The 23,496-nt window shown below is 68.5% G+C and carries 19 protein-coding genes and 2 tRNA genes; 10 read left to right on the top strand and 11 right to left on the bottom strand.

Annotation, left to right across the window (positions count from 1 at the left end; genetic code table 11):
- Positions 1-41 precede the first annotated feature (41 nt).
- The 4 genes from FE811_RS18760 (at position 42) to FE811_RS18745 (ending at position 3,794) form a co-directional block, all read left to right on the top strand.
- Positions 42-1,829, top strand: coding sequence for a SulP family inorganic anion transporter (locus tag FE811_RS18760; RefSeq protein WP_116222806.1), 1,788 nt, complete (start codon positions 42-44; stop codon positions 1,827-1,829).
- A gap of 80 nt (positions 1,830-1,909) precedes the next feature.
- Entirely contained in the window at positions 1,910-2,353 is a 444-nt protein-coding gene (gene trxC, locus FE811_RS18755) for a thioredoxin TrxC (protein ID WP_116222807.1), read from the top strand.
- Positions 2,354-2,422: 69 nt separating this feature from the next.
- A complete protein-coding gene (locus tag FE811_RS18750; protein WP_116222808.1) occupies positions 2,423-3,397 on the top strand; it encodes a glutathione S-transferase family protein in 975 nt (324 codons plus the stop codon).
- Positions 3,398-3,718: 321 nt separating this feature from the next.
- A tRNA-Ala gene (locus FE811_RS18745) sits at positions 3,719-3,794 on the top strand.
- A gap of 681 nt (positions 3,795-4,475) precedes the next feature.
- Here the strand turns inward: FE811_RS18745 and FE811_RS18740 are convergent.
- Positions 4,476-4,559 (bottom strand) — tRNA-Leu (locus tag FE811_RS18740).
- A gap of 169 nt (positions 4,560-4,728) precedes the next feature.
- Positions 4,729-5,676: a lipoyl synthase gene (gene lipA, locus FE811_RS18735; RefSeq protein WP_036760049.1), complete on the bottom strand. Its 948-nt coding sequence runs from the start codon at positions 5,674-5,676 to the stop codon at positions 4,729-4,731.
- A 140-nt stretch (positions 5,677-5,816) separates the two neighbouring features.
- Between lipA and FE811_RS18730 the strand changes: the two genes are divergently transcribed.
- Positions 5,817-6,365, top strand: coding sequence for a peroxiredoxin (locus tag FE811_RS18730; protein ID WP_116222868.1), 549 nt, complete (start codon positions 5,817-5,819; stop codon positions 6,363-6,365).
- A gap of 85 nt (positions 6,366-6,450) precedes the next feature.
- Here the strand turns inward: FE811_RS18730 and FE811_RS18725 are convergent, their stop codons facing one another.
- Complete coding sequence (locus FE811_RS18725) at positions 6,451-7,638, bottom strand: DUF6456 domain-containing protein (RefSeq protein ID WP_140848396.1); 1,188 nt, start codon at positions 7,636-7,638, stop codon at positions 6,451-6,453.
- Positions 7,639-7,851: 213 nt separating this feature from the next.
- Between FE811_RS18725 and FE811_RS18720 the strand changes: the two genes are divergently transcribed.
- Positions 7,852-8,184 carry a DUF6477 family protein gene (locus FE811_RS18720; protein ID WP_116222809.1) on the top strand — a complete coding sequence of 111 codons (333 nt, stop codon included), beginning with the start codon at positions 7,852-7,854 and terminating at the stop codon, positions 8,182-8,184.
- On the opposite strand, the gene FE811_RS18715 is transcribed toward FE811_RS18720, so the two are convergent.
- Positions 8,171-9,745: a helicase HerA-like domain-containing protein gene (locus tag FE811_RS18715; RefSeq protein WP_036760046.1), complete on the bottom strand. Its 1,575-nt coding sequence runs from the start codon at positions 9,743-9,745 to the stop codon at positions 8,171-8,173. The genes FE811_RS18720 and FE811_RS18715 overlap by 14 nt on opposite strands.
- 464 nt (positions 9,746-10,209) lie before the next feature.
- On the opposite strand from FE811_RS18715, the gene FE811_RS18710 reads away from it, so the two are divergent.
- A complete protein-coding gene (locus FE811_RS18710) occupies positions 10,210-10,986 on the top strand; it encodes an invasion associated locus B family protein (RefSeq protein WP_243700309.1) in 777 nt (258 codons plus the stop codon).
- A 78-nt stretch (positions 10,987-11,064) separates the two neighbouring features.
- Here FE811_RS18710 and FE811_RS18705 read toward each other — a convergent pair whose 3' ends face one another.
- The 7 genes from FE811_RS18705 to FE811_RS18675 all read right to left on the bottom strand — a co-directional run bounded on the left by FE811_RS18705 (position 11,065) and on the right by FE811_RS18675 (position 20,475).
- The gene (locus FE811_RS18705) at positions 11,065-12,612 is read right to left on the bottom strand and encodes a DegQ family serine endoprotease (RefSeq protein WP_114537195.1); all 1,548 of its coding nucleotides are present in this window, start codon (positions 12,610-12,612) and stop codon (positions 11,065-11,067) included.
- Between the two features lie 213 nt (positions 12,613-12,825).
- The gene (locus FE811_RS18700; protein WP_036760042.1) at positions 12,826-13,077 is read right to left on the bottom strand and encodes a hypothetical protein; all 252 of its coding nucleotides are present in this window, start codon (positions 13,075-13,077) and stop codon (positions 12,826-12,828) included.
- 61 nt (positions 13,078-13,138) lie between these two features.
- Entirely contained in the window at positions 13,139-16,759 is a 3,621-nt protein-coding gene (locus tag FE811_RS18695; RefSeq protein ID WP_072464121.1) for a vitamin B12-dependent ribonucleotide reductase, read from the bottom strand.
- 395 nt (positions 16,760-17,154) lie between these two features.
- Positions 17,155-17,745: a 5-formyltetrahydrofolate cyclo-ligase gene (locus FE811_RS18690; RefSeq protein ID WP_166435597.1), complete on the bottom strand. Its 591-nt coding sequence runs from the start codon at positions 17,743-17,745 to the stop codon at positions 17,155-17,157.
- Positions 17,742-19,127 carry a magnesium transporter gene (gene mgtE / locus FE811_RS18685; RefSeq protein ID WP_116222810.1) on the bottom strand — a complete coding sequence of 462 codons (1,386 nt, stop codon included), beginning with the start codon at positions 19,125-19,127 and terminating at the stop codon, positions 17,742-17,744. Before mgtE ends, FE811_RS18690 begins: the two co-directional genes overlap by 4 nt.
- 88 nt (positions 19,128-19,215) lie before the next feature.
- Positions 19,216-20,031 (bottom strand): histidinol-phosphatase, encoded by an 816-nt coding sequence (gene hisN / locus FE811_RS18680; RefSeq protein WP_116222811.1) that lies wholly within the window; start codon positions 20,029-20,031, stop codon positions 19,216-19,218.
- Positions 20,032-20,115: 84 nt separating this feature from the next.
- Positions 20,116-20,475: a helix-turn-helix domain-containing protein gene (locus FE811_RS18675; RefSeq protein WP_024844684.1), complete on the bottom strand. Its 360-nt coding sequence runs from the start codon at positions 20,473-20,475 to the stop codon at positions 20,116-20,118.
- 179 nt (positions 20,476-20,654) lie between these two features.
- On the opposite strand from FE811_RS18675, the gene FE811_RS18670 reads away from it, so the two are divergent.
- The 3 genes from FE811_RS18670 to FE811_RS27935 form a co-directional block, all read left to right on the top strand.
- Entirely contained in the window at positions 20,655-21,623 is a 969-nt protein-coding gene (locus FE811_RS18670; RefSeq protein ID WP_116222812.1) for an NADPH:quinone oxidoreductase family protein, read from the top strand.
- A gap of 122 nt (positions 21,624-21,745) precedes the next feature.
- On the top strand, positions 21,746-22,516 hold the full coding sequence (locus FE811_RS18665) for a Bax inhibitor-1/YccA family protein (RefSeq protein ID WP_036760057.1): 771 nt from the start codon (positions 21,746-21,748) through the stop codon (positions 22,514-22,516).
- Between the two features lie 191 nt (positions 22,517-22,707).
- Positions 22,708-23,496: hypothetical protein (locus FE811_RS27935; protein ID WP_219848903.1), on the top strand; the 789-nt coding region annotated here is incomplete at its 3' end.

The raw sequence follows: 23,496 nt of genomic DNA, 5'->3' as shown, positions 1-23,496 counted from the left end.
GGAATCGCAATGGTCAAAATCGGGCAGGGGCTTCGCCGCAGATGCATCTGATCCACCGCCTGCCCATGCTGCAATGGGCGCGCGGCTATGGCGGGGCGGTGCTGAGCGCCGACCTGCTGGCCGCGGTGATCGTCACCATCATGCTGATCCCGCAGAGCCTGGCCTATGCCATGCTGGCCAACCTGCCGCCTGAGGTGGGGCTTTACGCCTCGATCCTGCCGCTGGTCGCCTATGCGGTCTTCGGCACCTCGCGGGTGCTGGCGGTCGGGCCGGTGGCGGTGGTCTCGCTGATGACCGCCTCGGCCATCGGGCCGGTGATGCAGGCGGGGCTGGCCGATGCGCTGACCGCCGCCGTCGCGCTGGCGCTGCTTTCGGGCGCGATGCTGGTGGCGGCGGGCATCTTCCGGCTGGGGTTCCTGGCGAATTTCCTCAGCCACCCGGTGATGTCGGGCTTCATCACCGCCTCGGGCATCCTGATCGCGGCCGGGCAGATCCGGCACCTGCTGGGCGTGGGCGGCGGCGGCTCGACCCTGCCCGAGATCCTGCCCGCGCTTTTCGCCGGCCTGCCCCGGACGAATCCCTGGACGCTGGCCATCGGCGCCGGGTCGCTGGCCTTCCTTTACGCGGCGCGGCGCTGGGGCCGGCATGGGCTGGTGCGGGCCGGCCTGCCCGGCTGGCTGGCCGACATGCTGGCCCGCGCGGCGCCGATCCTGGCCATCGCCGCCGCCATCGCCCTGGCCAAGGCGCTGGACCTGGGCGGGCGCGGCGTGGCGCTGGTCGGCGCCATCCCGCAGGGCCTGCCGGGGCTGTCGCTGCCCATCCCGTCGCTTGAATTGCTGGCGGCGCTGGCGCCGGCGGCGCTGCTGATCTCGGTCGTGGGCTTCGTCGAATCGGTCTCGGTCGGGCAGACGCTGGCGGCACGGCGGCGCGAGCGGATCGCCCCGGACCAGGAGCTGATCGGCCTGGGCGCGGCCAATATCGCCGCCGGGCTGGGCGGCGGCTATCCGGTCACGGGCGGCTTTGCACGCTCGGTGGTGAATTACGACGCCGGCGCGCAGACCCCGGCGGCGGGGGTATTCACCGCCATCGGCATCGCGCTGGCGGCGCTGTTCCTGACGCCGCTGCTGGCGGACCTGCCGCAGGCGGTGCTGGCGGCGACCATCATCCTGGCGGTGCTGTCGCTGGTCGATTTCCGCGCCATCCGCCGGGTGCTGGACTATTCGCCGCGCGATTTCCTGGCCATGGCGGCGACCATCCTGGTCACGCTGCTGGTCGGGGTCGAGCCGGGGATCAGCGCCGGGGTGCTGCTGTCGCTGGTCATGCAGCTTTACCGCAGCTCGCGGCCACATTCCGCCGTCGTGGGCCAGGTGCCGGGGACCGAGCATTTCCGCAACGTCGACCGCCACCGCGTGCTGGTCTGGCCCGAGATCCTGTCGCTGCGCGTCGACGAAAGCCTGTATTTCGCCAATTCCCGCTTTCTCGAGGACCGCATCGCCGCGCTGGTCGCCGACCGGCCGCGCCTGCGCCATGTCGTGCTGATGTGCCCTGCCGTCAACGACATCGACGCCAGCGCCCTGGAAAGCCTGGAGGAAATCAACCGCCGCCTGGCCGAGGGCGGGATCAGCCTGAACCTGTCCGAGGTCAAGGGGCCGGTCATGGACCGGCTGCGGCGCAGCGATTTCCTGCGCCACCTGTCCGGCCAGGTGTTCCTGAGCCAGCACGAGGCCATCTGCCAGCTGCGGCGCGACCTGGGGCCGGATGCCAGCCCGGCGCGGGAAACCGGGCTGGCCTGTTACGGCGACGCGGCGCGGCTTTTGCGGGGCGGATAGGGTCCGGCAGGGGCCGGGCCTTGTTTATATACGCGCCTGCGAATATATCTGGGACAGCCCCCGGAACCCCGAGGTTGACCATGTCCGACGCCGACCGCCAGATCGTCTGCACCGCCTGCGGCGCGACCAACCGCCTGCCGCCCGGGCGCGACGCGCGCGAGGCACGCTGCGGCAAATGCCGCGCGGCGCTGTTCTCTGCCCATCCCGCCGATGTGGACGGGGCGATGTTCCGGCGCCAGATCGACCGCAACTCGATCCCGGTGCTGGTCGATGTCTGGGCGCCCTGGTGCGGCCCCTGCCGGATGATGGCGCCCGAGTTCGCCCGCGCCGCCGGCATGCTGGAGCCCGAGATGCGGCTCGTCAAGCTGAACTCCGAGGCCGAGCCGCAGGTCGCCGCCACCCTGGGCATCCGCGGCATCCCGACGCTGCTGCTCTATCGGGGCGGGCGCGAGGTGGCGCGGCAATCGGGCGCCATGGACGCCGCCTCGATCGCCGGCTGGGCGCGGGCGCAGCTGCGCGACTGAACCGGGCGGTTGCCCGCCCTGCCCGCTCGGCTATGCTGGGGGCCGGACGGAAACGCGCGAGGGGGCAGCATGGGCCAGTTGATCGACGGCACCTGGCATGACGAATGGTATGACACCGAAAGCAGCGGCGGGCGCTTCCAGCGCAGCGTGACGGCCTATCGCAACTGGATCACCGCGGACGGCAGTCCCGGACCCAGCGGCATGGGCGGCTTTGCCGCCGAAAGCGGGCGCTATCACCTCTATGTCTCCTATGCCTGCCCCTGGGCGCATCGCACGCTGATCTTTCGCGCGCTCAAGGGGCTTGCCGCGCATATCGGCGTCTCGGCCGTCCATCCCGACATGCTGTCCGAGGGCTGGACCTTTGCCACCGATTTCCCCGGCGCGACCGGGGACCGGCTGCACGGCCTGCCCTATCTGCGCGACCTCTACCTCAGGGTGGACCCCAGGGCCTCGGGCCGGGTGACGGTGCCGGTGCTGTGGGACAAGGCGCAGGAGACCATCGTCAGCAACGAAAGCGCCGAGATCATCCGCATGTTCAATTCGGCCTTCGACGGGCTGACCGGCAATCGCGACGATTACTGTCCGCCCGGGCTGCTGGACCGGATCGACGCGCTGAACGAGCGCATCTACGACCGGGTCAACAACGGCGTCTACAAGGCCGGATTCGCCACCTCGCAGGCGGCCTATGACGAGGCTGCCGGCCCGCTGTTCGAGACGCTGGACTGGCTCGAGGGCCATCTGGCCGGCAACCGCTATCTCTGCGGCGAGCGGATCACCGAGGCCGATTGGCGGCTTTTCACCACCGCGCTGCGCTTCGACCTGGTCTATCACACGCATTTCAAATGTAACCGGCGCTGGCTGCGCGAATATCCGAACCTCTGGGGCTGGACGCGCGAGCTTTACCAATGGCCGGGCGTGGCCGAGACGGTGCATTTCGACCATATCGTGCGCCACTATCACTACAGCCACGCCACGATAAACCCGCATCGCATCATCCCGATCAACCCGCTGATCGACTGGCAGGAACCGCACGGCCGGGGCTGAGACAGGCGGCCTTGGCAGTCCCCTTTGTCCGACACGCGAAGCCGCCCCATCTGGAGGAGGCCAACGCCCGCCCATGCCGCGGCAGCCGGAGGGCGATCCTGCGAGCGGCCTTGGCCAGGCAGCAGCCGGGCAAGGTCCTACGCCCTGCCCGCGCGCGGCTGCAGCGCGCAGATTTTCCGGGAAAACCGCCTTGATTTCGGGGCTTGGCCGGCAACGCGAGAATTTTTCCCCGAGGCTGTATTTTTCCGCTTGCACCCGCCGACGCCCCCTCCTATACGACGCCTCACACGGGCGACGGAGACGCCGCCCGAGACCTCCGGTGGGGCCATAGCTCAGTTGGTAGAGCGCTTGAATGGCATTCAAGAGGTCAGGGGTTCGACTCCCCTTGGCTCCACCAATTCACTCGCACATTCTGGTTGACTATCAGCCGCTTAGGCGAGTTCCGTTGTGCGTTACTCCATGCTCGTCCCCATACCCGAAAAAAGATCCCGCTGGGTTTCGCCGGACGCTTGGCGGCCAGAGAGCCTCGAACTCGCCCCGGATTGATGCGCCAGATCAGAGGCGCATTCGGGACCATCCCGCCCGCTTCGGCGGCCAAGGCGGCAGGTAGCAGTTGAGGCCGCGAGGGTGGTCATCGCTGGCCCCGGACAGCATCTCGCTCGCATCCACGAGCAACCCGGAGCCCGCTTCCCGCGCATCCAGCGTCAGATCGTCCCGCCGCAGCCAAAGGACTATCCTGCCAGCAGCAGCGCAAGCCGTATCCTCAGCGCCTTGACCGCCTTGGCCTCACTTTGCGCGTGGCGGCGGCCGGCGGCCAAGTCTCCGGCCATGCGACGGCGCGCGAACCCAGCTTCACGGGGAGCCGGGAACCTGTCTGCGGAAATCTGCGCATGGATGGCCGAACGTGCGAGGTCCGTCGGGGCCGAAAGCCGGTCACGGGGGCAGGATACAGGCCGGCCAGCAGCTCCGTCAGGCGAAGCCTTAATGCGACCAAAGGATATGCCGCAGGGGCATGGGGTGGTGAGGATGCGGCACAGTCCGACCGATACGGGACGGAAGCGAAGGCCGAAAAGGGCGCTGGTAGGGGTGGTCGGACTCGAACCGACACTTCTTGCGAAACCTGATTTTGAGTCAGGCGCGTCTACCATTCCGCCACACCCCCGTGGCGCCCTTGTCCAGGCCGGCCTGGCCCGGCGAAACGGCATTGCCTTGCGCAAGGGGCGATGCTTCCCCCCCCCGGCGGGCATTCGGAACATGGACATCCGCCGCCCGGCGTCCGGCCGTCTCTGCGCTCCGCCTAAGGCGCAACGCAGCGTTTTGCAAGCCCCGACTTAGGCCTGGCCAAGCTTTGCCAGCCGCGCCTCGCGCAGCTGCGCGAAGTCGTCGCCGGCATGATAGGAGGAACGCGTCAGCGGCGTGGCCGAGACCATCAGGAAGCCCTTGCCATAGGCGGCTTTCTCGTAGCCCTTGAACTCCTCGGGGGTGACGAAGCGGTCCACCCGGTGATGCTTGGGCGTCGGTTGCAGATATTGCCCGATGGTGATGAAATCCACGTCCGCGGCGCGCATGTCGTCCATGACCTGCAGGACGCCCTGGCGATCCTCGCCCAGGCCGACCATGATGCCGGACTTGGTGAACATGCTGGGGTCCAGTTCCTTGACCCGCTGCAACAACCGCAGGCTGTGGAAATAGCGCGCGCCGGGCCGGACCGTCGGATAAAGGCCGGGCACGGTTTCCAGGTTGTGGTTGAACACGTCGGGCCGGGCCTCGACCACCGCCTCCAGCGCGCCGGGCTTGGACTTCAGGAAGTCGGGCGTCAGCACCTCGATGGTCGAGCCGGGCGAGCGGTGGCGGATGGCGCGGATGGTCTGGGCGAAATGCTCGGCCCCGCCGTCGTCCAGGTCGTCGCGGTCGACCGAGGTGATGACCACATGCTTCAGCCCCAGCTTCTGCACGGCATGGGCGACGCGGCCCGGCTCGAACACGTCGAGCGCATTCGGCTTGCCGGTCATCACGTTGCAGAAGGAACAGCCGCGGGTGCAGATCTCGCCCATGATCATCATGGTGGCGTGGCCCTGGCTCCAGCATTCGCCGACGTTCGGGCAACCGGCCTCTTCGCAGACCGTGGACAGGCGGTTGTTGCGCAGGATGTCGCGGGTGTCCTTGTAGCCCTGGCTGGTCGGCGCCTTCACCCGGATCCAGTCCGGCTTCTTGGGCTGGGGCTGGTCGGGGCGATGGGCTTTCTCGGGGTGGCGCAGAACCGGGGGCATGTCCGCCATATCGGCATCCTTTGCTGGGAGTCAGCCGAACTTACGGGTTTTTCGGGTCTTGATCAACGCCAATGCAGGGTGCATCTATGCCCCTCGATGCTGCGGCGCGGCATCGGCCAAGGGAGGAGCGGATGATGAAAGGACGAATGATGAAACAAGGCGATCTGCTTCCCGAAGTGACCTTCCAGACCCGCGTGCGCGACGAATCCGTGGGCGGGGACAATCCCTATCGCTGGCAGGCGATGACCACCGCGGATTACTTCAAGGGCAAGCGCGTGGTGCTGTTCTCGCTGCCCGGCGCCTTCACGCCCACCTGCTCGACCTATCAGCTGCCGGGCTTCGAGAAGGCGGCGGACGAGATGGCCGATCTGGGCATCGACGCGATCTATTGCATGTCGGTCAACGACAGCTTCGTGATGAACCAATGGGCCAAGGTGCAGAACCTGAAGAACGTCAAGGTGATCCCGGACGGCTCGGGCGCCTTCACCGAAAAGGTCGGCATGCTGGTGCGCAAGGACAACCTGGGCTTCGGCGCCCGCAGCTGGCGCTATGCCGCCATCGTCGAGGACGGCCGCGTCCAGGCCTGGTTCGAAGAGCCCGGCCGGATGGACGACTGCCCCGAGGATCCCTATGGCGCCACCGCGCCCGAGGCGGTGCTGGACTGGCTGCGCGCCAATCCGGCCAAGGCCGCGGCCTGATCCAGGGCCAGGGCCAGGGACGATGCGAAAAGGGCGCCGCCGGGCGCCCTTTTTCATGGCCGTTCCCCCTTGGCCTGCCCCGGCGTCACCCGATCAGCGGCGCGCCCGAGCCGTAGGTTTCGCGATAGTGGCGTTCCAGCCGCATCAGGCCCAGGCGCAGCACGATCTTGCCCGAGCGCGCCGACCAGCCCAGCCGCCGCTCGGTCATCTCGATGCCTTCCAGGAAGCAGCAGACCCGCAGGCACAGGTCGCCCATGCCGGGGCCAAGCTCGCGCAGCGCGGCGGCGACGCGGTTGCGCGCCCCTTCCGAGCCGCCGCCATGGCCGGCCAAGACGCGCGAGACATCGACGCCGGCCGTCAGGAAGCGGTCCCAGTTCTGCGTGACGCGCGGCCCCATCTGCGCCAGCTCGAAATCCTCGCGCAGCCGTTCGCCGGCCGCAACCAGTTCGGCGGCCAGGAAGGGCCGCCCGTCCGGCTCGCGCCGCCGCGCCAGCATCAGCAGCGGGCTTTCGGCGATATTGACGCGGGCGCGGCGGCGGCGGCCGTCCTCGGGGTCGGTGATCTCGCGCTCGTCCCATTGCCGGTGCCGGTCGGCATGGCTGAAGGCGCCAGCATCCTCGGCGCAGCCCTGCACCGGAGGCATGACCGGGGCGGCAAGGACGAAATCCTCGACCCGCGGCAGGGCGCCGCCGCGCCGGGCGGCCAGCATCGCCCGCAGCGCCTCGCGCCCTTGGGCCGAGATGGCATAGCGGTTGATCCTGCCCTGCCCCAGCAGATGCACCCAGGCCCGCATCGCCATATGCTCGGCCAATTCGCGGTCCAGGATGGCGGTGCGGATGTCGTCGCGCACGACGATGGCCTTTTCCATGCCGTCGGCCACCACCATCTGCGCCCCCGGCTCGGCCAGGCGGCGCAGGATGCGGGTGATCTGCCTGCTGCCCGCCTGCCCCGGATCGGCCGGGCTTGCCCCGCTGCCCCTGCCCTTTTCTGCCGCCCGCTCGACCGCGCGATCGACCAGCGGGTCGTCGCGCCGCGCCTCGAACCGGCGGATGCGACGCAGGATGGTCGAGGCATGGCAGCCCGTCTCGCGGGCCAGCGAGCGGATCGTTTCCCCGCCCTCGACATGGCGCAGGTAAAGCTTGAGATCGCCGTCCTCGGCCTGCGGGACAAGCGCGGTTTCGGGCGGATTGCCGTCCGTGGGCTCGACGCCGGCCGGCAGGGCGGCAATCAGGGCGTCCGGCGCGAAATCTCCCGTCAAAATCGTCATGGTCATTCCTTCGCTTCCTGCAGACGAGCGGGCAGAGGCTCGCCGATGGGTTGTATCTCCGCCCCGGTCCGGCACAGCGGGACCACGGCGGGGTGCGGCAGTATTTGCTAAGAATTCCTAACGATTCCTTGCTGCGGCGCGCGCAGCACGGGCGGGCGGCGCAACACATCCCAAGGTTGCAAATAATTCCACCGGATTCGACCGGCAGAGGAAACCGCCATGACGATGATGAGCAATGTGATCGCCTTTCAGCCGCGCCTGGGCCAGTCGCCTCTGCGCCGCCCGCGCCTGCTGGTGCGCGCCGCCAGGGCCGGGCTGGCAGGCTGGAGCCGCCGGCGCGACCTGCGCCGGGTGCTGAAATGCGACGCGCCGCCGCCCGCGGGCATCGCCCTGCCGCGGCTTCTGGCCGAAGAAGAGCGGCTTGACCTGATCCGCCGCAGCGGCCAGGCCGGCTACGACATGCACCGCCACGTCATGCTGCTGATCGCGATCCTGGCCGAGACGGCCGAGGCCGCGCCCCGCGCGGTGCCGAACCGGGTCACTTGCCCCTGAACAAGGAACCCAGCACGCCGCGCACCAGTGCCTGCCCGGTCCTGGTGCCCAGTTGCCGGGCCAGGCTCTTGCCGAAGGTCACGGCGATCGAATCGCTGTTCGAGCTGCGCGCGCGCGGCTTGGGCTCGGCCGGAACCCGCAGGCCGGGGTCATAGCGGCGCGCGCGGGTATATTCGCGGTCCATCTGCCACAGGTCGTCGTCCGCGCCCTTGGCCCCTGCCCCGGCGCTGTCCGCGGCCGCCGCCTCGGCGCGCTTGGCCAGGATCTCGGCCGCCGATTCGCGGTCCAGCGCCCGGCCGTATTTCAGCGCCATGGGCGAGGCCGCGTTGATCGCCGCCCGCTCGGCATCCGAAATCGGGCCGAGCTGGGACAGCGGCGGGCGAATCAGGGTGCGCTGCACGATGCCCGGCACGCCCTTGGCCTCCAGCAGGGACGTAACCGCCTCGCCGGTGCCGACGGCCTGGATCGCCTCGGCGGTGTCGAAATCGGGGTTCGGGCGATAGTTCTGCGCCGCCAGCCGCAGCGCCTTCTGGTCCTTGGCGGTAAAGGCGCGCAGCGCGTGCTGGACCCGGTTGCCCAATTGCCCCAGCACCGCATCCGGCAGGTCGGCCGGGTTCTGGCTGATGAACCACAGGCTGACGCCCTTGGAGCGGATCAGACGCGCCACCTGCTCGATCTTGTCCACCAGCGCCGGCGGCGCGTCGTCGAACAGCAGATGCGCCTCGTCGAAGAAGAAGGCGATGCGCGGCTTGTCCGGGTCGCCCACCTCGGGCAATTGCTCGAAAAGCTCGGACATCAGCCACAGCAGGAAGGTGGCATAAAGCCGCGGCGCATTCATCAGCCGCTCGGCCGACAGGATGTTGACCATGCCCTTGCCCGAGGCATCCAGCCGCATCATGTCGGCCAGTTCCAGCGCCGGCTCGCCGAACAGCCGGGCGCCGCCCTCGTTCTCCAGCACCATCAGCGCGCGCTGGATCGCACCGACCGAGGCGGTCGAGACATTGCCGTATTTCAGCGACAGGTCCTTGGCGTTCTGGCCGACCCAGACCAGCATGGCCTGCAAGTCCTTCATGTCCAGCAGCGCCAACCCCTGCTCGTCGGCGACGCGGAAGGCGATGTTCATCACCCCCTCCTGCGCATCGGTCAGCCCCAGCAGCCGCGACAGAAGCAGGGGGCCCATCTCGGCCGGGGTGGTGCGGACCGGGTGGCCGCGTTCGCCCCAGATGTCCCAGAAGGTGACGGGGAAATCCTGGTAGTCCAGCGCCATGCCGATGGTTTCGCTGCGGGCCTGGAAGGGGCCATGCAGCTTGCCGTTCGGATCGCCGGGCCGGGCGATGCCGGCCAGGTCGCCCTTCACATCCGCCATGAACACCGGCACGCCGGCGCGGGAAAACGATTCGGCCAGGGTTTGCAGCGTCACCGTCTTGCCGGTTCCGGTCGCGCCGGCGATCAGCCCGTGGCGATTGGCATATTTCAGCAGCAGGTTTTGCGGCTGGGCGTGGCCGGGGCCGCCGCCGCCCACGAAGACGGTTCCGGCGTCCAGATCGACGATGCCTGTCATGTTTCCTCCACGGATCGGCAAAAAAGCGCAAGGCTAGGACGAAAGGACAATACAATCGCAAGGATTTTGTGCCAGTCTGTTCCTTGCCGGACCCCGCATCGGCGGATGGCCGGCTTCCTCCCTGTTGGACTGCCGCGCCTTCGGGCGCGGCATTTTTTCGCCCAGGCTGCCTGCGATGCGGTCAGATGGCGCATGCGTCGCGGCGATGTCATATTTGACCTTTAGGACAGTTGACGGCCTGTCCCGCTGCATCTAGCCTTCCGCGCAATGATGACCGGCCAGTCCGGCAGGGAAGGTAAGCCATGGGATCCGGGGCAGCGGTCTTGCGCGCCCCGGATCCTTGTGTTTGCGGCGTCCCGCATCCATGCCAACGCAAAGGTGACGCCGCGCGATGCGATCCGCCCTGACAAGGCGCGATGCCCATGTTAGGACCGGGGCCGATGCATGGACCAAAGGAAGAGAACATGGTCAACAGGACATCCGCGGCACTGGTTGCCGCCCTTGTTGCGCTGGCAGGCAGCGCCGCCGGCGTGATGGCGCAGGACGCAAGCACCCAGACCCCGGCCCAGCCGGCAGCCGAGGCCCCTGCGGCCGAAGCCCCCGCAGCCGAGGCCGCCACCGAAGCGCCCGCCGCCGAAACCCCCGCAGCCGAGGCACCCGCCGCTGAAGCCCCCGCCGCCGAAGCGCCTGCCGCCGAGGCCGCCGGCAACGGCGAGCCGCAGGTCGGCCAGCCCTATGCCAGGGCGACCCATGGCGACTGGACGCTGCGCTGCATGAAGACGCAGGACGGCAAGGATCCCTGCGAGCTTTACCAGCTGCTCAGGGACGACAAGGATTCGCCGGTGGCCGAGGCTTCGGTCATCCCGATGACCGGCGAGGTCCAGGCCGTCATCACCTTCATCGCGCCCCTGGAGACCGACCTCCAGGCCGGGGTGGGGCTGCAAGTCGATGCCGGCAAGGAATCGCGCTATCCCTTCCTGCTCTGCGCGCAGGTCGGCTGCGTGTCGCGCGTGGGCCTGGCCGAATCCGACCTGGGCCCGCTGAAGCGCGGCAAGGCCGCAACCCTGTCGCTTTTACCCTTCGGCGCGCCGCAGGAGCAAATGGTCAAGCTGCCGCTGTCGCTGACCGGCTTCACCGCCGGCATGAACGCGCTGGCCGAGGCGAACAAGGGCCTCGCCGCCGCGCCGGCCCCGGCCCCGGCGCCCGCAGCCGCCCCGGCCGCGGCGCCGCAGCAGCAGTAAGCCGCAACGAAAACGGGGCGCCGCAGGGCGCCCCGACCAAAGGACGGGCCGGGTCATCCCCGGCCCTTTTTCATGCGCTCATCCCACCGGCAGGGCGACGAAGCGCGGCTCGCCGGCGCGGCGCACCATGACCAGGATCGACTTGCGCCCGGCATCGCGCGCCTCCTTGATGCGCGCCTCCAGGTCGGCCAGCGTGGCGACCGGCTGCTGGCCGGCCTCGGTGATGACATCGCCCGCGGCCAGCCCCTTGTCGGCGGCGGCCCCGGTCGGTTCGACCGATTGCACCACCAGCCCCTGCATGTCGCGCGACACCCCCAGTTCGGCGGCGATCTCGGGCGTCAGCGGCGCCAGCGTCATGCCCATCAGGTCGCTGGCCGATTCCTCGGCGCTGTCCACCTTGCCGCCGCCGGTGCCCTCGGCCAACTCGCGCCGGCCCAGCGTCACCTTCAGCTCGACCGGCTCGCCGTCGCGCTGGACCACGACCTCGACCGCCTCGCCCACCGGCGCATCGGCCACCCGGCGCACCAGGTCGCGCGGATCCTCGACCGCGCCGCCGGCAAAGCGGGTGATCACATCGCCCGCCTTCATCCCGGCATCGGCGGCGGGGCCGGCGGGAACATCCGTGACCATGGCACCCTTGGCCTCGGCCAGGCCCAGCGATTCGGCGATGTCGTCGGTCACAGGCTGGATCTTGACGCCCAGCCAGCCGCGCCGGGTCTCGCCATACTCCTCGAGCTGCTCGACCACCTTGCTGACCACGTTCGAGGCCATCGAGAAGCCGATGCCGATCGAGCCGCCGTTGGGCGACAGGATCGCGGTGTTCACCCCGATCACCTCGCCGTCCATGTTGAACAGCGGCCCGCCCGAGTTGCCGCGGTTGATCGCCGCATCGGTCTGGATGAAATCGTCATAGGTGCCCGAAAGCGCCCGGTTGCGGGCCGAGACGATCCCGGTCGAGGCCGAGAAGCCCTGCCCCAGCGGGTTGCCGAGCGCCAGAACCCAGTCGCCCACCCGCGCCCGGTCGCTGTCGCCGAACTTGACGAAGGGCAAGGCGTCGCTGCTTTCCACCTTCAGCACGGCGATGTCGGTCTTGTCGTCCTTGCCGATCACCTTGGCGGGCAGCCGCTTGCCGGAAAAGAACTCGACCTCGATCGCGTCGGCGCCGTCGATGACATGGTTGTTGGTCACGATCAGCCCGTCGGGCGAGATCACGAAGCCCGACCCCAGCGCGTTCGAGCGCTGCTCGCGCTGCTGCGGCCCGCGCTGGAAGGGATTGCCCTCGCCCGGCGGGAAGCCCGGAAAGCCGAATTCGCGGAACAGGTCGCTGAACGGGCTGCCCTCGGGCAGTTGCGGCCCGCGCACCAGCGGCGTCGAGACGGTCGAGGTGGTGGTGATGTTGACGACGGCCGGGCTGACCTTCTCGACCAGGTCGGCAAAGCTTTCGGGCATGACCTGCTGCTGGCGGGCCTGGCTGTCGGGTGCGGTCAGCGGCTGGTTGCTGTTCGCGGCCTCCTGCGCGGCATCGGCGCCGGGCGTCGCCGGCTCTTGCGCGACGGCCGGCGTCAGGGCCATCAGCAGCGCAAGCCCCGAAGCGGTCAGGAAATGGCGGGAAGAGGGTCTGTTCATCTGGATTGTCTCCTTCCATGCCGGGGCGGCGCTACCCGGTCTCCTGGCAATATGCTCATGTTCAAAGGGATTTTCGAGCCCGTTGCAAATGAACCACGCTCGCAAAGGATGAACTGATCGTGACTTGCAGGCAATGCCGGGCGCAAGCGCCTGAGCATAAAAAAGTTCCGCGGCCAAAGGACGCGGAACAGGTTTCATCGCAGCGATGATCCTTCAGTGCAGCGCCGCCGCCTCGCCCGCGCAAAGCAGCGTGACCAGGGTCGAGGCGCCGCGCATCTCGATGCCGGCCACGTCCATCGGCCGGCGGTCCATGCCGCCGCCCAGGATCTCGACCCGGCCGGCGCCGTGAAAGGTCGCGTCCAGCAAGGGCAGGACCGCGTCGCCCCGCAACTCGGCCTCGACCCCGCCGGGGATCGGATGGATGGCGGCGGCGGCGATGCGCCTGGTGCCGACGATCAGTTCCATGTCCTGCCTTTCGTCCTGGCCAGGGTCCGGCCGCCGTTTCCGCGCCCGGACCCCGATCGCCTCAGCTGCAACCGCTGGTCGCGCCGCAGGTGTTGCACTTCATGCAGGTGCCGTTGCGCACCAGCGTGTAATTGCCGCATTCGCCGCAGGGATCGCCCTCGTAGCCCTGCATCCGCGCCTTGGTGCGCGCATCCATGGCGACGACGCCCACCGCGGCCGCGGCCCCCTCGGCCGTCGCCACCGCGGCGACCGAGACCCCGGATTGCAGCGCCACCAGATCCTGCGGCAGGCGCTTGCGCAGATAGCCGGTCGAGCTGATCTGCTTGAGCATCTCGAGCGAGCGCGAGGCGCCTTCACTGACCGGGGCGACATTGGGCTGGCTCTCGGCCTCGCCGCCGCCAAGGTCGTCGAAGCGCGCGCCCTGCGGCTTCACATGCGCCAGGTCGGTGCGGTCCAGATAGGACACGGCCAGTTCGCGGAACACATAGTCGAGGATCGAGGTCGCGTTCTTGATGCTGTCATTGCCCTGCACCATACCCGCCGGCTCGAAGCGGGTGAAGGTGAAGGCATCGACGAATTCCTCCAGCGGCACGCCGTATTGCAGGCCCACGGACACGGCGATGGCGAAATTGTTCATCATCGCCCGGAAGCCCGCGCCTTCCTTGTGCATGTCGATGAAGATCTCGCCCAGCTTGCCGTCGTCATATTCGCCGGTGCGCAGATAGACCTTGTGCCCGCCGATGATCGCCTTCTGGGTATAGCCCTTGCGGCGCTGCGGCAGCTTTTCGCGATGGCTGCGCACGGCTTCCTTGACGATGATCTTCTCGACCACCTTCTCGGCGATGACCACGGCCTTTTCCTGCAAGCTGCCGCTGGCCAGGATCTCCTCGGCCTCCTCGTCGTCCTCGACCAGCGCCGAGGCCAGCGGCTGCGACAGTTTCGAGCCGTCGCGATAAAGCGCATTCGCCTTGATGCCCAGCGACCAGCTCAGCTCATAGGCTGCGAGCGCATCGGCGATGCTTGCGCTGTTGGGCATGTTGATGGTCTTGGAGATCGCGCCCGAGATGAAGCTCTGCGCCGCCGCCATCATGCGGATATGGCTGTCCACCGACAGGTAGCGGGTGCCCTTCTTGCCGCAGGCATTGGCGCAGTCGAAGACCGGGTAATGTTCCGGCTTCAGATGCGGCGCGCCCTCCAGCGTCATGGTCCCGCAGACATGGTCGTTGGCGGCCTCGATCTGCGCCCGCGTGAAGCCCAGGTGCCGCAGCAGGTCGAAGCTTGGGTCGTTCAGCCTGTCGGCCGGGATGCCCAGCGTCTCGCGGCAGAAGGCCTCGCCCAGCGTCCACTGGTTGAAGACGAAGCGGATGTCGAAGGCCGATGCCAGCGCCGCGTCGATCTTTTCCAGCTCGCGCGGGCCGAAGCCGTGGCCGACCAGGCTGGCATGGTTGATGCCAGGGCAATTGCCCAGGCTCGCATGGCCCACGGCATAGGCGATGATCTCCTCGATCTGGGCCGAGCCGTAACCCAGCGCCTCCAGCGCCGCGGGAACCGAGCGGTTGATGATCTTGAAATAGCCGCCGCCGGCCAGCTTCTTGAACTTCACCAGCGCGAAATCCGGCTCGATGCCGGTGGTGTCGCAATCCATCACCAGCCCGATGGTGCCCGTGGGCGCGATCACCGTCGCCTGGGCGTTGCGATAGCCGTGCTCCTCGCCCAGGGTCAGCGCCTCGTCCCAGGCGCCCTGCGCCAGGGCCACCAGCCGCGGGTCGGGGCAATTCGCGGCGTCCAGCTCCACCGGGGCCACGTTTACGCCCTGATAGGCGCCGGTCCCGTAAGCCGCCGCGCGATGGTTGCGGATCACCCGCAGCATGTGCCCGGCGTTCTTGCCATAGCCGGGGAACGGCCCCAGCTCCGCCGCCATCTCGGCCGAGGTGGCATAGGAGACGCCGGTCATGATCGCGCTCAGCGCGCCGCACAGCGCCCGGCCCTGCTCGCTGTCATAGCCCAGCCCCATGTTCATCAGAAGCCCGCCGATATTGGCATAGCCCAGCCCCAGCGTGCGGAAGTCATAGCTGCGCTGCGCGATCTCGCGGCTGGGGAACTGCGCCATCATCACCGAGATTTCCAGCGTCACCGTCCACAGCCGGCAGGCATGGACATAGCCGTCGGCGTCGAACTCGCCGTCCTGCCAGAAGCTCAGCAGGTTCATCGACGCGAGGTTGCAGGCGGTATCGTCCAGGAACATGTATTCGCTGCACGGGTTCGAGGCGCGGATCGGCCCGTCCTCGGGGCAGGTGTGCCAGGCATTGATCGTGTCGTGGAACTGGATGCCCGGATCGGCGCAGGCCCAGGCGGCATGGCCGATCTGCTGCCACAGCTCGCGCGCCGAGACGGTCTTCGTCACCCGCCCGTCGGTGCGCCGCACCAGCTCCCAGGGCAGGTCGTCGCGCACGGCGCGCAGGAAGGCATCCGTCACCCGCACCGAGTTGTTCGAGTTCTGCCCCGAGACCGAGACATAGGCTTCCGAGTCCCAATCGGTATCATAGGTCGGGAACTCAATGGAATCAAAGCCCTGGCGGGCATATTGAAGAACCCGGTTGATATAGGTCTCCGGGATCATCACGCGCTTCGCCCCGCGGATCGCCGCCTTCAGCGCGGCGTTCCGGGCGGGATCGGTGGCATCTTCGGCGCTGCCGTCCCATGCGCGGATGGCGGCGAAGATGGCATTCAGCTCGCGCTCATGCATCTTCGAACCCGCCACCAGCGAGGCGACCTTCTGTTCTTCGATGACCTTCCAGTTGATGAACTGCTCGATGTCGGGGTGATCCATGTCGCAGATCACCATCTTTGCCGCGCGCCGGGTCGTTCCGCCCGACTTGATCGCGCCGGCTGCGCGGTCTCCGATCTTCAGGAAGCCCATGAGCCCCGAAGACTTCCCGCCGCCCGACAGTTTCTCGCCCTCCCCACGAAGGGACGAAAAATTGGTGCCCGTGCCCGAGCCGTATTTGAAAAGCCGCGCCTCGCGGACCCACAGGTCCATGATGCCGCCCTCGTTCACCAGGTCGTCGGCGACGGACTGGATGAAGCAGGCATGCGGCTGGGGATGTTCATAGGCGCTGTCCGACCGGACCAGCTTGCCGGTCTTGTAGTCGACATAGAAATGGCCCTGGCCGGGGCCGTCGATGCCATAGGCCCAGTGCAGGCCGGTGTTGAACCATTGCGGGCTGTTCGGCGCCCCCATCTGGCTGGCCAGCATGTAGCGCATCTCGTCGTAATAGGCGCGGGCGTCTTCTTCGTTGGAAAAATACCCGCCCTTCCAGCCCCAATAGGTCCAGGCGCCGGCCATGCGGTCGAAGACCTGCCGCGCGCTGCTCTCGCCGCCAAAGCGCGCCTCCTCGGGCAGGGCCGCCAGCGCCGCCTCGTCGGGGACCGAGCGCCACAGGAACTCGGGCACGCCCTTTTCCTTGACGCGCTTGAGCCGCGCCGGCACGCCGGCCTTGCGGAAATATTTCTGCGCGATGACGTCCGAGGCGACCTGGCTCCAGCCCTGGGGCACCTCGACCGCATCGTTGCGAAAGACGACGGTGCCGTCCGGGTTGCGGATCTCGCTGCTGGTGGTGGTAAAGGAAAGCGCGCCGTAAGCCCCGCTCTCGACCGTGGTGAAGCGCCGTTCGATCCGCATCCTGACTGTCCCCCGTCATCCGCAACAAGGCCGCATGCCGACCGCCGCCACCCGCGCCAAGGCACGGGCCCAGGCGGCCGGATCGCACGGCACCCCGAAGCATTTTTCCTGATCTTCGCCCCCGCCGCCGGACCGGATCACTTGTCGAAAAAGACACAAGATCTGGTGGCGCCGAAAGCCTGGGCCACAAATTGAACCGAGACAGCACGCATTTCAATCAAAATTTTTGCTGGACTTCGCCGCCGATCCCGACCCTTGGGACGTCATGAGATTCGCTGCAAATGCACTGTTAACAACTGCCTCGTCGCGGCCGGCGGCGAAAAGCCAAGCGATCTGGCAGGGTTCCTTGCAGCCGCTCACCCGGTTTCCACAGGCTTATCCCCAGCCGCAAGGCGTCAGGGTTGCAACTTCGTTCCCGCACTCGCGTCCTGCGATTTTTCCGGCTGCGGCAGGATGACGCCCCGGTCGGTCACGATCAGGTCCAGGGGCTGGTCGGTCGCCTCGGCGGGGATGGCGTGAATCTCTTGCGCCGCATAGGCCAGCCCGATGGCAACCACCGCCCCCTCGGCGCGCAGCCGGGCCAGCGTGCGGTCGTAGAAACCGCCGCCATAGCCCAGCCGGTGCCCGGCCCGGTCGAACCCGGCCAGGGGCACGATCAGCACATCCGGGCGCAGCAGCGGCGAATCGGCGGGGGGATGAAGGGTGCCGAAGCGGCCCGGCTCCAGCCGATCGCCATGGGCGCGGAACTCCAGCGGCCGGGCCGGGCCGATCACCACCGGCAGGCAGACCGGCCCGCCATGGGCCGCCATGGCCGGGCGCGGATCGGCCTCGCCCCGCATCGGCCAATAGCCGGCCAGCACCTTGCCGCGATGGGGGGCCAGCGCCGCGACCAGGTGGCGCGTCAGCGCGGCATCGTCGCCGCCCCCGGCCCGCGCCGCCAGCGCCGCCTGGCGCAGCGCGTGCTTGAGTGCCGGGTCCGCGCTCACAGCAGGATCACCGCGGCAAGGCCGAGGAAGGTGAAGAAGCCCACCACATCGGTCACGGTGGTCACGAAAGTCCCCGAGGCCAGCGCCGGATCGGCCCCCGCCTTTTCCAGCCCCAGCGGGATCAGGATGCCCCCCAGCGCGGCGACGAACAGGTTCACCACCATGGCCATGGCGATCACCAGGCTGAGCTTGGGATCGCGGAACCAGACATAGGTGACGCCCGCCAGCGCCAGGCCGAACAGCAGCCCGTTGCCCAGGCCCACCGCCAGTTCGCGGCGCACGATGCGCAGCGCATTGGTGCGGGTCAGGCTTTTGGTGGCCAGGCCGCGCACGGCGACGGTCAGGGTCTGGGTCGCGGCATTGCCGCCCATCGAGGCGACGATCGGCATCAGCACCGCCAGCGCCACCAGCCGGGCGATGGCGTCCTCGAAGAACGCGATGACCGAGGCCGAGACCAGCGCGGTCAGGATGTTCACCGCAAGCCAGGGCACGCGCTGGCGCATGGTCTCGACCACTGTGTCGGAAATCGCGCTGTCCTCGCCGACGCCGGCCAGGCGCAGGATGTCCTCCTCATGCTCCTCGTCCAGCACCGACATGGCGTCGTCGATGGTGATGACCCCGACCAGCCGGTCGTCGTCATCGACCACCGGGGCCGAGATCAGGTGATACTTGTTGAAGGCATGCGCCACGTCGCCCTCGTCCTGGCGGGCCGAGATGGTGCGGAAGCTGTCCTCGCGGATTTCGCCCAGCAGCACATGCCGGCGCGAGGCCAGCAGCTTGCCCAGGGTGACATAGCCGGTGGGGTGGCGGCGCGGGTCGACCAGCACGACGTGATAGAACTGGTCGGGCAGCCATTCCTCGGCGCGCAGGAAGTCGATGGTCTCGCCCACGCTCCAATGCTCGGGGGCCGTCACCACCTCGGACTGCATCAGGCGGCCGGCGGAATATTCCGGCCAGGTCAGCGAGCGTTCGACGGCGGCGCGGTCGGATTCGTCCAGCGCGGCCAGGATGGCCTGCTGCTCGGGCGCGCCCATGTCCTCGATCAGGTCGACGACGTCGTCGCTGTCCATTTCGCGGACGGCCTCGGCCACCACCTCGTGCGGCAGCTGCTCGATGACCTCGTCGCGGATGGATTCGTCGATCTCGGACAGGATCTCGCCGTCGATCTCGCCGGAATAGAGATGCAGGAACTCGCGCCGGCGCGCCGGCGTCAGCTGCTCGATCAGGTCGGCGATGTCGGCGGCGTGCATCGGCTCGAGCGCGGCGTCCAGCGCCGGGCCGTCGCCGTCGTCCACGGCCTTGTTGATCGCGTCGATGTCCTGCCGGCTCAGCTGGAAATCGGCTTCGGGGGCATCCGTGTCGGTTTCGCGCGGCTCGGTCATCGGCTGGCTCCTCGGGGTTCGGGTCTTGCGACGAGGATGGCGGTCGGGAAAGTCGGTCGGGGCACCATAGGGGGCCCGCGCCGGGGCCTCAATCGCCCTTGAGCAGGGCTAGCGCCTCGGCATGTAATTCTTGTGAACCCGCGGCCAGGATGGTGCCGCCGCCATGCGCCGGCCCGCCCTGCCAGTCGGTGACGACCCCGCCCGCGGCCTGGATCACCGCGATGGGCGCGGCCACGTCATAGGGTTGCAGCCCGGCCTCGATCACCAGGTCGACATGGCCGGCGGCCAGCAGCGCATAGGCATAGCAGTCGAGCCCGTAGCGCACCAGCCGCGCCCGCGCCGCGACGCGGGAAAAGGCGGCATGTTCCGCGGGGTCGCCGACCTCGGGATAGGTGGTCATCAGCGTCGCCTGGGCCAGCGCGACGCCGCGGCGCACCCGCAAGGGCACGGTGCCGCGGCCCGAGATCAGCCGGGCGTGGCCCAGCCCGCCCTCGAACCGCTCGTCCAGATGCGGCTGGTCCACGATGCCATAGATCGGGCCCCGCGCATCGCTGAGCCCGATCAGCACGCCCCAGCTCGGCGCCCCGGCCATGAAGGCGCGGGTGCCGTCGATCGGGTCCAGCACCCAGGTCAGGCCGCTTCGCCCGGCCTGGGCGCCGTATTCCTCGCCCAGGATCGCGTCCTCGGGCCGCTCGGCGGCCAGGATGGCGCGCATGGCGCGTTCGCTGGCCCGGTCGGCTTCCGTCACCGGGTCGAAGCCGGTCGCGGCCTTGTTGTCGGGCCGCAATGCCGGGCTGCGAAACAGGCTCAGCGTCTCGGCCCGCGCGGCATCGGCAAGGCGATGCGCCACGGCGACGATCCGTTCGGCGTCTTCGACAGGATTGGTCTTGTTCGCGCTCGTCATGACCTGCCCCCGCGGATATGCTTCGGGCGCAGGTTTAGCCGCAGTATCCCGCAAGCGAAAGCCCCGGAACGCGGCGGGTTCGGATCAGGCCGCGTCCGACAGCACGCGGGCCAGTTCGAAGATCTGGCGCCGCTGCGCCTCGGGCATGGCGTAATAGGCCCGCACCAGCTGCAGCGCCTCCTTGTCGGCCAGGATGTCGCCCTCGACCGAGTTCTGGACCTGGCCATCCTCGAGCCCTTCGAAGAAGAAGCTGATCGGCACGTCCACCGCCCGCGCGATGTCCCAAAGCCGCGAGGCCGAGACCCGGTTCATCCCGGTCTCGTATTTCTGGATCTGCTGGAACTTGATCCCGACCTTTTCGGCCAGCTGCTGCTGGGTCATGCCGATCATCCATCGACGATGGCGGATCCGCTTTCCGACATGGACATCCACGTTATGTTTCATGGTAACACCTCACTCAATCTAAACGGGCGCTACATCAGAACGGCGCAATTTTCGAGGTCGATAATGGCCACTTGTCCAAAAAGACAATCGGTTGCGGGCACCGAAAGCCTCTGGCCGAACCCCCCGGAAACATGGGAAAAAGCCGGGCCGGAGGCAGGCGGAAAGCGGTGGGAGGAATCATGAATACGACCTGGAAAATGATGCAAATCAACAAAATGGCCGGCTCTCCCGTCGCGGGCAGGCTGTCGCTGGCCGCGCCCGGTCCGGGCGAGGTGCTGGTGGGCCTGCGCGCGGCCGCCCTGAATTTCGCCGATCTGCTGATGACCAAGGGACAGTATCAGGAGACGCCGCCCCTGCCCTTCATCCCCGGACTCGAGGGCGCGGGCGAGGTGCTGGCGGCGGGCGAAGGCGTGGCGCTGGCGCCCGGCACCCGCGTCGTCGTGCAAGGCCAGGGCACCATGGCCGAGGCCAATCTGTTCCCCGCCGAAAGCTGCCACCCGATCCCCGACGCCATGAGCTATGACGAGGCGGCGGGTTTCCTGATCGCCTATGGCACCAGCCATTTCGCCCTGACGCTGCGCGCGGGCCTGCGCGCGGGCGAGACCCTGGCCGTGCTGGGGGCCGCGGGCGGGGTCGGGCTGACCGCGGTCGAGATCGGCGCCGCCTTGGGCGCGCGGGTGATCGCAGTGGCGCGCGGGGCCGACAAGCTGGCGGTGGCGCGGGCGGCGGGGGCCGCGGATTGCATCGACAGCGAGACATGCCCCGACCTGCGCGCCGCCCTGCGCGAGATGGGGGGCGTCGACGTGGTCTACGATCCCGTGGGCGATGCGCCCGGCGAGGCGGCCTTCGGCGCCCTGCGCCCCGGCGGCCGCTTCCTGGTGATCGGCTTTGCCGGCGGCAAGCCCCCGGCCCTGCCGCTCAACCACGCGCTGGTCAAGAACATCGCCATCCACGGCTTTTACTGGGGCGGCTATCGCAAGCTCGATCCCGGACTGCTGCGCCAGGACATCGCCGCGCTGTTCGCGCTTTACGAACAGGGCCGCCTGCGCCCGCATGTCGGCGCCACCCTGCCGCTCGACCGGCTGGCCGAGGGCTATGACCTGCTGGCCAGCCGGCGCTCGACCGGAAAGGTGATCGTTAGCATCTGAAATTTTCGTCAGCCAGGGCCAAAACCGCCGGTTCTGCATTGAAAAACCGGCGTGCTTTGCCAATATCTGCGTGGATGGTCGGCCATGCGGGCCGCACCGCGATTTTCGACCGGGGAGAACCTATGCAAGACTACAATTCGATCCGCACGGCCGGGACCGCGACGCGCTCGGCTGCCGTGGATGAGGGCCTGCGCGCCTATATGAACAAGGTCTATGGCCTGATGGCCGTGGGCATGCTGGTGACGGCCGGCGCCGCCTGGGGCATGGCGGGCCTGGCGCTTTCCGACACGCCGACGCAATGGGCGCTCGGCAATGGCCACTACCTGACCGAGTTCGGCAAGACGCTGTATCTGTCGCCGCTGAAATGGGTGGTGATGTTCGCGCCGCTGGTCATGGTCTTTGCCTTCGGCGCCGCGCTGAACCGGCTGTCGGTGCAGGGCGCGACCACGCTGTTCTATGCCTTCGCCGCGGTGATGGGCATCTCGATCAGCTGGATCTTTGCCGCCTATACCAGCTTCTCGATCATCCAGACCTTCCTGATCACCGCCATCGCCTTCGCCGGCCTGTCGCTTTACGGCTACACGACCAAGCGCGACCTGTCGGGGATGGGCACTTTCCTGATGATGGGCCTGATCGGGCTGATCGTCGCCTCGATCGTGAACATCTTCCTGAAATCGGGCGCGATGCAATTCGCCATCTCGGCGATCGGCGTGCTGATCTTTGCCGGGCTGACCGCCTTCGACACGCAGAACATCAAGAACACCTATCTGCAGCTGGCCAACTCGGACCGCGACTTCCTGGGCAAGGCCGCGATCATGGGTGCGCTGCAGCTGTACCTGGACTTCCTGAACCTGTTCATGTTCCTGCTGCAATTCCTGGGCAACCGGGAATAAGGCCGGAAGCATCCCGGAGCTTCCTTTTCGGCCCCGCCGGCGCAATCGCCCGGCGGGGCCTTTTGCTGCGCAGGCGGGCAGCCAGGCACGGATTGTTCATCTATGTCTACTAAAACGCCACCCATGATCCTTTGGTATGCATTGCTGGCCAGTTCGGTTGAGGCGAATCGCCGCCGGGGCTATGAAAGGGTATGGAAAACCCTGCTCCCCCCAAGGCGGGACGGCGCGAGGCCGCCGGCCGGGCGCTGGTCGACGGCGGCATCGGCGCGGTGACGATCCCGCCGCCGGCCCGGCGGCGGCGCCTGCCGCGCGCCGGGTTCCGCCGGTTCTTGGGTGACGGCGGGGCGGCGCCGGATGTGCGTGCCCGCTTCCCCAGGGCCTTCATGGCGCGGCCCGAATGCGCGCCGCGCTGCCAGGCTGTGCAGGGCCGCCAGGTGGACGCCCTGACGGTGTGCTTCGCCAGCCGCTGCCCCGAACGCCGCACCACGGCCATCTCGGGGCACCCGAACCCTTTCCCCAGCGCCGCCCGGCCTCGTCTGGATGCGGATGCGCAAGGCGCTGCAAGCCGACTGGCGCCCATTCCTGCCACCGCGCAGATCCGCCCCGGCCGGCGACAGACGGCACGCTTTCCCCTCTGCCTGCGCCATGAAGCGGATGCCCGCATGTCCCGGCTCGGCCGCCCTGCCCGGCCGCGGATGCCAGGGCCGGCTGACGATATTGTCGCAAGACATGCCGCTATCGTTGCATCCGGGATGCGCCGGGCCGGGGATGATGCGCCATGGGCGGCGCGCGGACCGCCGGTCGTCGCCGTGCCGGGCAGCGAACCGGCGCCGCTTTCGGCGCCCTCCGGCTCCTGCATGCCCGGTCCGCCTGTCGGGTTCGCCCCTGCGGCCCGGATCGGAACCGCGGGCCGAGACGACAACCGGCAGGAACCGGCTCCTGCCCAAGAAGCCCCCCCGGTTTGCGCGACGGCTGGGGTT

It is taken from the genome of Paracoccus sp. FO-3 (assembly GCF_006386455.1).
In the GTDB taxonomy this organism is placed as follows: domain Bacteria; phylum Pseudomonadota; class Alphaproteobacteria; order Rhodobacterales; family Rhodobacteraceae; genus Paracoccus; species Paracoccus versutus.
This window is presented reverse-complemented; position numbering and strand designations above follow the sequence as displayed.

Coding starts and splice junctions, on each gene's coding strand:
- FE811_RS18760 (WP_116222806.1), top strand. CDS start 42: ATGCATCTGATCCACCGCCTGCCCATGCTGCAATGGGCGCGCGGCTAT.
- trxC (WP_116222807.1), top strand. CDS start 1,910: ATGTCCGACGCCGACCGCCAGATCGTCTGCACCGCCTGCGGCGCGACC.
- FE811_RS18750 (WP_116222808.1), top strand. CDS start 2,423: ATGGGCCAGTTGATCGACGGCACCTGGCATGACGAATGGTATGACACC.
- lipA (WP_036760049.1), bottom strand. CDS start 5,676: ATGGCGGACATGCCCCCGGTTCTGCGCCACCCCGAGAAAGCCCATCGC.
- FE811_RS18730 (WP_116222868.1), top strand. CDS start 5,817: ATGAAACAAGGCGATCTGCTTCCCGAAGTGACCTTCCAGACCCGCGTG.
- FE811_RS18725 (WP_140848396.1), bottom strand. CDS start 7,638: ATGACCATGACGATTTTGACGGGAGATTTCGCGCCGGACGCCCTGATT.
- FE811_RS18720 (WP_116222809.1), top strand. CDS start 7,852: ATGACGATGATGAGCAATGTGATCGCCTTTCAGCCGCGCCTGGGCCAG.
- FE811_RS18715 (WP_036760046.1), bottom strand. CDS start 9,745: ATGACAGGCATCGTCGATCTGGACGCCGGAACCGTCTTCGTGGGCGGC.
- FE811_RS18710 (WP_243700309.1), top strand. CDS start 10,210: ATGGTCAACAGGACATCCGCGGCACTGGTTGCCGCCCTTGTTGCGCTG.
- FE811_RS18705 (WP_114537195.1), bottom strand. CDS start 12,612: ATGAACAGACCCTCTTCCCGCCATTTCCTGACCGCTTCGGGGCTTGCG.
- FE811_RS18700 (WP_036760042.1), bottom strand. CDS start 13,077: ATGGAACTGATCGTCGGCACCAGGCGCATCGCCGCCGCCGCCATCCAT.
- FE811_RS18695 (WP_072464121.1), bottom strand. CDS start 16,759: ATGCGGATCGAACGGCGCTTCACCACGGTCGAGAGCGGGGCTTACGGC.
- mgtE (WP_116222810.1), bottom strand. CDS start 19,127: ATGACCGAGCCGCGCGAAACCGACACGGATGCCCCCGAAGCCGATTTC.
- hisN (WP_116222811.1), bottom strand. CDS start 20,031: ATGACGAGCGCGAACAAGACCAATCCTGTCGAAGACGCCGAACGGATC.
- FE811_RS18675 (WP_024844684.1), bottom strand. CDS start 20,475: ATGAAACATAACGTGGATGTCCATGTCGGAAAGCGGATCCGCCATCGT.
- FE811_RS18670 (WP_116222812.1), top strand. CDS start 20,655: ATGAATACGACCTGGAAAATGATGCAAATCAACAAAATGGCCGGCTCT.
- FE811_RS18665 (WP_036760057.1), top strand. CDS start 21,746: ATGCAAGACTACAATTCGATCCGCACGGCCGGGACCGCGACGCGCTCG.